9 protein-coding genes are annotated in these 10139 nt (G+C 76.1%); 2 read left to right on the top strand and 7 right to left on the bottom strand.

The annotated features are described in order from the left end of the window. Positions 1–269: ArsA-related P-loop ATPase (locus NH342_RS19690; RefSeq protein WP_305884959.1), on the bottom strand; the 269-nt coding region annotated here is incomplete at its 3' end. 8 nt (positions 270–277) lie between these two features. After that, on the bottom strand, positions 278–709 hold the full coding sequence (locus tag NH342_RS19695) for an SRPBCC family protein (RefSeq protein WP_253017495.1): 432 nt from the start codon (positions 707–709) through the stop codon (positions 278–280). Positions 710–862: 153 nt separating this feature from the next. On the opposite strand from NH342_RS19695, the gene NH342_RS19700 reads away from it, so the two are divergent. Further along, positions 863–2677, top strand: a complete 1815-nt coding sequence (locus NH342_RS19700) for a long-chain fatty acid--CoA ligase (protein WP_253017497.1) — start codon at positions 863–865, stop codon at positions 2675–2677. Between the two features lies 1 nt (position 2678). Here the strand turns inward: NH342_RS19700 and NH342_RS19705 are convergent, their stop codons facing one another. From NH342_RS19705 to NH342_RS24385, 5 genes are all read right to left on the bottom strand, one after another. Then, positions 2679–3809, bottom strand: coding sequence for a glycosyltransferase family 4 protein (locus tag NH342_RS19705; RefSeq protein ID WP_308200709.1), 1131 nt, complete (start codon positions 3807–3809; stop codon positions 2679–2681). After that, the gene (locus NH342_RS19710) at positions 3797–5032 is read right to left on the bottom strand and encodes a M48 family metallopeptidase (RefSeq protein ID WP_253017499.1); all 1236 of its coding nucleotides are present in this window, start codon (positions 5030–5032) and stop codon (positions 3797–3799) included. Before NH342_RS19710 ends, NH342_RS19705 begins: the two co-directional genes overlap by 13 nt. A gap of 19 nt (positions 5033–5051) precedes the next feature. Beyond that, positions 5052–6092, bottom strand: a complete 1041-nt coding sequence (locus NH342_RS19715; protein WP_253017501.1) for a C40 family peptidase — start codon at positions 6090–6092, stop codon at positions 5052–5054. 223 nt (positions 6093–6315) lie between these two features. Continuing rightward, on the bottom strand, positions 6316–6663 hold the full coding sequence (locus tag NH342_RS19720; RefSeq protein WP_256480874.1) for a hypothetical protein: 348 nt from the start codon (positions 6661–6663) through the stop codon (positions 6316–6318). Positions 6664–6765: 102 nt separating this feature from the next. Next, positions 6766–8481: a D-alanyl-D-alanine carboxypeptidase family protein gene (locus NH342_RS24385; RefSeq protein ID WP_253017503.1), complete on the bottom strand. Its 1716-nt coding sequence runs from the start codon at positions 8479–8481 to the stop codon at positions 6766–6768. Positions 8482–8652: 171 nt separating this feature from the next. Here NH342_RS24385 and NH342_RS19730 point away from each other — a divergent pair. Continuing rightward, the coding region (locus tag NH342_RS19730; protein ID WP_253017505.1) for a DEDD exonuclease domain-containing protein at positions 8653–10139 on the top strand (1487 nt) is incomplete at its 3' end.

Here is a 10139-nt window from a genome sequence, read left to right on the forward strand (position 1 = left end):
CCCGGCGGCGGCACGGTGCTGGTGGCCGGCGGCAGGGTCAGCACCGGCACCAGCGCGGCCAGCGCGTCGGCGTGCCCCGCCCAGGCCGCCTCGAGCGCCGGGCCGGCCTGCACGACGCGCACGTCGACGTCCCCGAGGTCAGCGACGGGCGGCGGCTCGGTGGCCACCAGGACGACCCGCTGCCCGGACCCGGCGAGCGCGTGGGCGGTGGCCGCCGCGACGGTGGAGGAACCGGCCCCGCCCGGGCCGGTGACGAGGAGGGTGCGCACCGGTCCGGTCAGGCCTCGACGCGCTTCTTGAGCTCCTTGAGCGCGGTGTCCAGGATGACCTTCTCCGCCTTGCGCTTGATCATGCCGAGCATGGGGATCGAGAGGTCGATGCTGATCGTGTAGGTGACCTCGGTGCGCCCGCCGGACTCGGTGAGGGTGTAGCTGCCGTCCTGGCGCTTCTGCATCTGTCCCTGCACCAGGCTCCAGCGCACCTCGCGGTCGCCGTCCCAGGTGTAGGCCAGCACGTAGTCGTCCTTCACCGCACCGGCGTCCAGCACGAAGTGCACCCGCGACGCCCGGCCGTCCGCGCCGGTCCCCAGCACCTCGACCGTCTGGGCCGCCGCGACCCACTCGGGGTAGGCCGGGAAGTCGGCGACCACGGCCATCACGGCGGACGCCGGCGCGTCGATCACGATGGACTGGGTGGACTGGTCGGCCATGCGCGCAGGGTAGTCGCCGGGCCCGGTCGCGGACGGCCCGGTGCAGGTCACCTACTCCCCAGTAGGGAGGGCCCGGTAGATTGGGCGACCACGATCCCGCGTCCGCAGGCCGGCGACGAGGCCGGTGCTCCGCGCGGGGATGAGAGGACCGGCGTGCGCGAGCTGAGCGTTCCCCCCACCTACACCGTGGGCCCCGACGAGGCGATCCCCGACCTGCTCGCGGAGAACCTCGCCGAGTTCCCCGACACGGTCGGGCTGCGGGTGCAGCGGTCCCCCGGGCAGTGGTCCGACGTCACCTACCGCGAGTTCGGCGAGCAGGTCGCCGGCGTCGCGAAGGGGTTGATCGCCAGCGGCATCCAGGCCGGCGACCGGGTGGCCCTGCAGGCCCGCACCCGGTACGAGTGGACGGTGCTGGACTTCGGCATCTGGGCCGCCGGCTGCGTCGTCGTCCCCGTGTACGAGACCTCCAGCGCCGACCAGGTCGCCTGGATCCTGTCCGACAGCGGCGCGACGGCGGCGTTCGTGGAGAAGCAGGAGCACGCCGACGTCGTGGAGTCCGTGCGCGGCCAGGCCCCCGACCTCGGCCCGGTCTGGGTCATCGAGGACGACGTAATCGGCACCCTGGCCTCGGCCGGTGCCGACGTCCCCGACCCCGAGCTCGAGGCCCGCCGCGCCACCCTCGGCGCCGACAGCCTGGCCACGCTGATCTACACCAGCGGCACCACCGGCCGGCCCAAGGGCTGCGAGCTGACCCACGGCAACTTCCTGTTCGAGATCAACAACGGCATGTCGCTGCTGGGCCGCTTCCTCAACGTCGACGGCTCCCTGCTGCTGTTCATCCCGCTGGCCCACGTGCTGGCCCGGGTGCTGCAGGTCGGCGCCTTCCGCACCCGGACCGTCATCGGGCACACCTCCGACATCAAGGACCTGGTCGCCGACCTGGGCACCTTCCAGCCCACCTTCGTCCTCGCCGTCCCGCGGGTGTTCGAGAAGGTCTACAACCAGGGCAAGGCCACCGCCGACGAGGGCGGCAAGGGCAAGGTCTTCGACAAGGCCGCCCAGGTCGCGATCGACTGGTCCAGGGCGCAGGACAGCGGCGGCGCCGGGCTCGGCCTGACCGCCGCGCACAAGGTGTTCGACCTGCTGGTCTACCGCAAGCTGCGCGCCGCCCTCGGTGGCCGCTGCATCGGTGCGGTCTCCGGCGGTGCCCCGCTGGGCGAGCGGCTGGGCCACTTCTTCCGCGGCGTGGGCGTCACCGTCTACGAGGGCTACGGCCTGACCGAGACCACCGCGGCGGCGGCGGTCAACCACGACACAGCCTTCCGGATGGGCACGGTCGGCCGGCCGCTGCCGGGCACCGACGCCGCCATCGCCGACGACGGCGAGGTGCTGCTGCGCGGCGGCATCGTGATGCGCGGCTACTGGCAGAACGAGAAGGCCACCGCCGAGGCGATCGACGGCGACGGCTGGTTCCACACCGGCGACATCGGCGAGCTGGACAGCCAGGGATTCCTGAAGATCACCGGGCGCAAGAAGGAGATCCTGGTGACCGCCGGCGGCAAGAACGTCGCCCCGGCCGTGCTCGAGGACCGCCTCCGGGCGCACGCGCTGGTCAGCCAGACCATCGTGGTCGGCGACGGCAAGCCGTTCATCGGGGCGTTGATCACCCTCGACGAGGAGGCGCTGCCGGCCTGGCTGAAGCTCAAGGGCAAGGACACCTCGCTCACGGCCGCCGACCTCGTCGACGACCCCGACCTGCAGGCCGAGCTCGACGGCGCCGTGGCCGAGGCGAACAAGGCCGTGTCGCACGCCGAGAGCATCCGCAGGTTCCGGGTGCTCCCCGTCGACTTCACCGAGGCCAACGGCACGCTCACCCCGAGCATGAAGCTCAAGCGGAACGTGGTGCTGAAGGAGTACGGCGACGAGGTCGAGGCGCTGTACGCCACGGCCCCCGCCGGTCGCTCCTGACCTACCCCGCCAGCAGGTCGGCGAAGGTGCCCCCGATCGTCGCCCACGACCAGCGCTGCTCCACCCACGCCCGGCCGGCCGCCCCCATCGCGGCCGACCGGGCGTGGTCGTCCAGCAGGCCGGTGACCGCCGCGGCGACGGCGGCCGGGGACCGCGGGTCCACCACGTGCCCGGTGACGCCGTCCCGCACGGCCTCGGGCGCGCCGCCCGAGGTGCCGGCCACCACCGGCAGCCCGCACGCCGCGGCCTCCAGGTAGACCATCCCGAGGCCCTCGACGTCCAGCCCGCCCCGGCGGGTGCGGCAGGGCATGGCGAACACGTCGCCGGCGGCGTAGTGCTCGGGCAGGGACGCGGGGGCCACCGGTCCGGTGAGGACGACGGACCCGGCCACCCCCACGGCCTGGACGCGGCGGCGCAGGTGTGCCTCGTCCGGGCCGCCGCCGACCAGCAGCAGCCGGGCCCCGGGGTGCCGGGCGAGCACCCGCGGCCAGGCCTCGACCAGCACGTCCTGGCCCTTGCGGCGCACCAGCCGGGACACGCACACCACCACCGGGGCGTCGCCGAGGCCGTACCGGGCGCGCACCGGGCCGCCGTCGACACCGGGGTGGAACCGGTCGACGTCCACGCCGGGCGGGAGCTGACGCAGGTCGGCGCGGCCACCGAGCGCCGGGGCGAGCTTGCCCCGCGTGTAGTCGGAGATGTAGGTGAGGACGTCGACGCCGCCGGCGATCCGCTGCAGCAGCTGGCGGCCCACCGGCAGCGCGACCCAGCCGGTCTCGTGGCCGTGCGTGATGCCGAGGGTGCGGGCGGCGCCGGCCCGGCGCAGGCCGGGTGCCAGCAGCCCGAGCGGGGCGGCCGCGCCGAACACGACCGCCTCGGCGCGGTGCTCGCGGACCAGGGCGGCGGCCGCCCGCGCGGTGCCGGGGGTGGGCAGCAGCATCGAGGTCGGCCGGCGCACCACCCGGTAGGGCAGGCCGGCGTCGTGCTCGGCGGCGCCGGGCGAGGTGGAGGCGAGCACCACGAGGTCCTCGGGTGGCAGCCGCTCGAGCAGCGCGGCGACGAAGGTCTGGATGCCGCCCTGCCGGGGCGGGAAGTCGTTGGTGACGACGAGCGTGCGGGTCAGCGGGACCACTCCTGGGCGGCGGCCACGCGCTGCGCGGTGGTCGGGTGGGACCCGAAGAACCACTGCCAGGCGGCCGGCGGGTCGGGCTGGCCGAGGTTGGCCACCGCGAGGCGCTGCATGACCGCGGCGAAGGCGGCCGGGTCGCCGGTGAGGTCCAGGGCGTGCTGGTCGGCACGGGCCTCGATCTGCCGGGACACCGTGCTCTGCACCGGCGTGGAGACCAGCGTGCCCACCGCGACCAGCAGCAGGACCAGCGGGACCGCGCGGGGGTCGGCCGGCCCGTCGGCCCCGGCGCGGCGCAGCAGCGGGGCCGAGCCCAGCAGCCACCCCAGCAGGGCGACGCCGGCCGCGGCACCGAGGGCGCCGACGAGGGTGCCGGTGAGGACGTCGTCGGTGGCGACGTGGCCCAGCTCGTGCGCCGTGATCGACTCCACCTGGTCGTCGGGCAGCTGCTGGAGCACCGTGTCGTAGACGACGATGCGCCGGGTGGACCCGAACCCGGAGACGTAGGCGTTGAGCGCGGTGGTGCGGCGGCTGGCGTCGGCGACCAGCACGTCCTGCACCGGGGTGCCGTTGGCCTCGGCGAGGTCCAGCAGGTCGGTGCGCAGCTGCCCGGCCGGCAGGGAGGTGAAGTCGTTGAAGGCCGGCTCGACGACCACCGGGTAGAGGAAGGACCCGGCCACCACGAGCCCGGCCGCGCCCGCACCGGCCCAGGCCCACCACGTGCGCGGCGCCCGGCGGGCGATCGCGACCAGCAGGAGCAGGCCGAGCGCGGTCAGGCCGGCGGTGATGCCGGTGTCGACGGCGACGTCGCGGGCGAACAGCGGCCAGCTGCGGGCGGACAGCCCGTACCGGTGCCGCACCACCTCGCCGTAGGCCGACAGCGGGAGGGTGACCACCCGGCCCGCGACGGTGACGGCCAGGGTGCCGAGGACGACCTGCCAGAACCAGCCGCCACCCAGCGGCCGGGCCACCGCGGTCACCCAGCGGGCGCCCAGCCGGGTCAGGCCGAGCAGGCCGCTGACGGCGAGGCCGAGCACCAGGTTGACGACCGAGGCCGGCCGGACCGCGGCGGCGAAGGCGTCGGCGCGGGCGACCTGCTCGGGCTCCAGGCCGGCGGTGGGGTCGACCACCTGGGGCCCGGGCGCCCACGGGATGCGCAGCCACAGGACGACGACGAGGGCCAGTCCGAGGAGCAGTGCCGCCAGCAGGGCGCGCCGACGTGGTCCCACCCCGCGACCCTAACCAGCGCTACAGCAGGCGCCGGGCCCCGGCGTAGCCGGACATGTCCACGCTGGACACCTTGACCACGTCGCCCGAGGTGGGGGCGTGCACCATCATCCCGTTGCCGATGTAGATGCCGATGTGGCTGACCGGCGAGTAGAAGTAGACGAGGTCGCCGGGCTGCAGGTCACCGCGCGACACCGGGGAGCCCATCCGGGCCTGCGCGGCGCTGGAGTGCGGCAGCGAGATGCCCGCAGCGGCGTAGGCGTAGGCGGTCAGGCCCGAGCAGTCGAAGCTGCCAGGCCCGCCGGCGCCCCAGACGTAGGGGTCCCCGCGCTGGGCCATGGCCGTGTCCACCACGGTCTGCGCCGCGGCGCCGTCGGCGACGACGGTGGCCGGCGGGGTGACCTCGGGCCCGCTGGTGGCCTCCACGACCGCGGCCCGCTGCGGGACGCTGAGCGCGGCGAACTGTGCCTGGTAGGTGGCGATCTGCTGCTGCAGGTCCTGCTGCTGGGCGGTGACCTGGTCCAGGGTCTGCTGGGCCTGCGCGGCGGCGGCGTCGGCGGCGGCCTGGGCATCGGTCGCGGTCTGCGCGGCGGCCGACACCTGGGTCAGCAGGTCGTCGGTGTGCCCGGCGATGAGGTCCAGCGTGCTGACCTGCGCCAGGAATTCCTCGGGGGACGCGCTGGTCAGCAGCGCCGCGAAGCCCGACGGGTTGCCGGTGTAGGCGCTGACGGCGACCTCGTCCATCTGGGCGCCCAGGCTCTGCAGCTGGGCCTGCGCGTCGGCCGCGGACTGCTGGGCGCCGGCCGCCGCGGCCTGCTGCTGCGCCAGCTGCACCTGGGCGTCGTTGACCTGCTCGGTGACCACCTCGAGCTGGTGGGTGGCGTCGGCGACCAGCTGCGTGGCCTCCTCCGGCGTGCTCGCCTGGCCGGGGGCGGCCTGTGCGGGGGCCGGCAGCAGGGCCACCGCCAGCCCGGCGACCCCGACGGCCAGCAGCCCGCGACCGGAGCGGCGACGCGCCCCGGAGGGGGCGGCGGACGGGGCGGTTCGGCGGCGGACAGGCACGGGGCTGCGGGACTCCTGGTTCCACCGACCGGGACCACCCGCGGTCGGGTGGTGGGGGCTCGGTCGGCCTCGACCAACCTACGGTCGTGATCGGGCCGAAACGAAGAGTCACAGAAGGAATGATGGGCGTTCGATCTGCTAGTTCCACCGATGTGGTTTCAGCAGGATGTGCACCTCTCCCCGCGCCCGAGTGACAGCCGGGCGTGTCGACACTGGTCAGGCCTCACCCCGCGTCGCGGACGGGGGGCCGGTGCCGCAGCGGCGGGACCAGCCCGGCCTGGGCGAGCACCAGCAGCGCCCGGCGCTCGGTGTCGTCGAAGTCCAGCCGCCGGCCCTGCCGGGTCGGCCCCGACACCAGGCTGTCCCCGAGCGCCTGGCCCAGGTGCGCGCCCGGCTGCTCCCCCGGAGCCGGCCCGGGCAGCGGCTGCTGCGCGGCCCGGGCGGGACGGCGACCGAGCGGCACGACGACCGGTGCGCCGTGCGAGCCCGGCGGTGCGCCGAGCAGCACGGTGACCACGCAGTCGCCGCAGCCCTCGCCGCGGACGGTGCAGGTGTCGCAGTCGATGAGCACGGGGGCCTCCTGGCGGCTGGGTGGAGCGGGTCGTGGGGCACGGCGCCGTCCCCTCTCCGGTCCGGCACCGCGGACGCTAGGACCGCCCACCGACAATTCCGCTCAGCTGCCCGCGTACTCCCAGTGCCACGGCTCCTCGCGGCCGTTGCCGGGATCGGCCCAGGTGGGGTGGATGAAGCCGAACCGCCCCGCGTCGGCGACCATCCAGGCGTACTGGGCCGTGGAGTAGGACTCGATGCCCCCGCAGAGGTCCACGGCCAGGCCCCAGCCGTGGTTGCTGGTGCCCGGCACCGCCGCCAGCGCGGGCTTCTGGCCGTAGAGGGTCACCTGACTGGCGTAGCTGCGGTAGGAGTCGGTGATGCACAGCGGGGAGCCGAACCTGGCCGCGTAGGCCGCCGACATCGCCCGGTAGGCCGCCGCGGCGTCGCAGCGCAGCGCGTGCCCGCCCACGCCCAGGGGGCACAGCGCCGAGGGCGGGATGAGGCCGTTGGGGTAACCGCCCCACTGCCGGCTGCCGTCGTAGCTGGCCGGGTAGACGGTGTTGCCGCACTCCACCGCCAGCGCCCCGCCGGTCGGGCCGGGCACGGGCACGGCGGTGCGCTGCGGCAGGCTCGGGCGCCCGATGCCGAGCACCTGGTCGGCGGGCAGCGTGCGGACCACCACCGCACCGGCCCGGCCGTCGGCGGCCAGCATGGTCCGCGGGTCCAGCGCGATGCCCACGTGCGAGAGCCCGGACTCCGGCGTCCCCAGGAACACCAGGTCCCCGGGGAGGACGTCGGCCGGGGCCACCGGGGAGGTCGTGGCGAACAGCTCGCCCTGGGTCGCCGGCAGGGCGATGCCCGCGGCGCCGTAGGCCGACTGGACCAGCGAGCCGCAGTCGAAGGACTCCGGGCCCGCCGTCCCCGGCGCGAAGGGCAGGCCGAGGTCGGCCATCGCCGCGCTGACGGCGGTGACCGTCTCGGCCGGCAGGACGAGCAACGAGGTGGGCTGGCGGGGCAGCTGGGCGGCCCCGGGCTGGGCGGCACCGGTGGACCCACCCACCGGCACCAGGCCCGCGGGCAGCCCGGCCACCGGGTCGCGCAGTGCGGCCGCCGGCGGGGGGCCGACCCCGGCAGCGGTGAGCTGGTCGACGTAGGACTGCCACGCGGCGGCGGTCTGCTGGTCGACCTGCACCTGCTCGGCCTGCAGCTGGGCCAGTTGCCGGTCCACCGCCCCCAGGGCGCCCTCGAGCTGGTCGGTGACGGCCGCCGCGGCGGCCTCCAGGTCCCCGACCTGCGCGGCGACGGCGTCGGCCTGCGCCTGCCGGTCGGCGACCGACGCGGCGGCGGCGTCCTGGTCGGCCCGGGCCTGCCGGCGGCGGTCCTGCGCGGCCTGCAGGACGGCGTCGTTCGCCGCGTCGACGGCCTCCAGGTACCCCATCGCCGAGACCACGTCGCCGGGGTCGCCGCCCTCCAGCAGCAGGGACAGCGCCGTGGGGGCGCCGCCGTCGCGGTAGACCGCGGCCGCGTAGCGGGACACCCCGACCCGGGCCTGGTCCAGCACGGCCTGCGCGTCGGCGACCTCGGCCGCGGCGGCGTCGGCGGCCTGCTGCGCCTGCGCCAGCTGCTGCTGGGCGGCGGCGACGGCGGACTGGCGTTCCTGCAGGTCACCCTGCACGGACGCGGCCCGGTCCTGCAGCGCGGTCAGCTCGGCGCTGTCCAGGACGCCGGTGGTGCCCCCGGGCTGGTCGCTCGGTGCCGCGAGGGCGGGACCGGCGACCGCCCCGACCAGGGCGGCGGCCAGCACCGCCACCAGCAGGGACGACGACCCCGACCGCACCGCCGACCTCCCCGGACCCGCGCGCCCGACCCCGTCGTCGTGCTGGGACGCGATGATCCCCGGCCGCGGGCGGCGGTGCACGCCGGCGGCGGCCCGCTCACCCGGGCGGGTGCCTGCCCCGCCCGCGCGGCGGGGCAGGAACTGTCGGACCCCCCACCTAGCGTCCGGCCCGTGATCGGCTCCCCCTTCGGTCCCCTGCTCCGCCGGCACCGCGACGCGGGCCCCGCGCAGGCGACCATCGACGACCTGGGCACCCCGCTCACCGGGGTGACCTTCGTGGTCGTCGACCTGGAGACCACCGGCGGCTCCGCGCAGGGCGACGCCATCACCGAGATCGGCGCGGTGAAGGTCCGCGGGGGCGAGGTGCTCGGCGAGTTCGGCACCCTCGTCGACCCCGGCCGGGCGATCCCGCCGTTCATCAGCGTGCTCACCGGCATCACCACCACGATGGTGGCCGCCGCGCCGCGCATCGACGCGGTGCTGCCGCAGTTCCTGGAGTTCGCGCGGGGCGCGGTGCTGGTCGCGCACAACGCCCCGTTCGACATCGGCTTCCTCAAGGCCGCCTGCACGGCCACCGGGACCGGCTGGCCGGCCACCGCCGTCGTCGACACCGCCGTGCTGGCCCGCCGGCTGCTCACCCGCGACGAGGTGCCCAACTGCAAGCTGGGCACGCTGGCCCCGTTCTTCTCCGCGACCACCACGCCCACCCACCGCGCCCTCGACGACGCGCGCGCCACCGTCGACGTGCTCCACGGCCTGTTCGAACGACTGGGACCGCTCGGGGTGACGTCCCTGGAGGAGCTGACCGGCCTGACCCGCCAGGTCGACCCCGAGCGCCGCCGCAAGCGGCACCTGGCCGCTTCCGTGCCGCACGGCCCCGGCGTCTACGTCTTCCGCGGCCCGGGCGACGAGCCGATCTACGTGGGCACGTCCACCGACCTGCGCTCCCGGGTGCGCAGCTACTTCACCGCCGGCGAGCAGCGCAGCCGGATGACCGAGATGGTCGGCCTCGCCCAGCGGGTGGAGTCCCTGCCCTGCGCGCACGACCTGGAGGCCGCGGTCCGCGAGCTGCGGTTGATCTCCCAGCACAAGCCCCGCTACAACCGCCGGTCACGGTTCCCCGAGCGCGTGCTGTGGGTGCGGCTGACCGACGAGCCCTTCCCGCGGCTGTCGGTGGTGCGCCGGGTCGTGCCCGGCACCGGCACGTTCCTGGGGCCCTTCGCCGACCGTCGGGCCGCGGACGCCGCGGTCGCCGCCGTCCACGACGCGCTGCCGCTGCGCCAGTGCGGAGGCCGGCTGACCCCCTCGCCGAGCCACCCCGGGTGCGCGTTGGCGGGCATGGGCCGCTGCGGGGCGCCGTGCACCGGGGCGCAGACCCGCGAGGACTACGCCGGCACCGCCGGGGTGTTCGCCGCCGCGGTGACCGCCGACCCCGGGCCGCTGTGCGACCCGCTGCTGACCCGGGTCGAGCGGCTGGCCGGGCAGGGCCGGTTCGAGGACGCCGCCGTGCTGCGCGACCGGGTGGCCGTCCTGGTGCGGGCGCTGCGCCGGCGGCAGCGGCTGGCCCTGCTGGCCGAGGTCCCCGAGCTCACCCTGGCCCGCCCCGACGGCGCCGGCGGCTGGGCGCTGTCGGTGGTCCGGCGGGGGCGGGTGGGCGC

Origin of the sequence: Klenkia sp. PcliD-1-E (assembly GCF_024124375.1) — a bacterium.
Taxonomy (GTDB): domain Bacteria; phylum Actinomycetota; class Actinomycetes; order Mycobacteriales; family Geodermatophilaceae; genus Klenkia.

What these genes read in the sequence shown, in the direction of transcription:
- NH342_RS19695 (WP_253017495.1), bottom strand. Translation starts at nt 709, where the DNA reads ATGGCCGACCAGTCCACCCAGTCCATCGTGATCGACGCGCCGGCGTCC.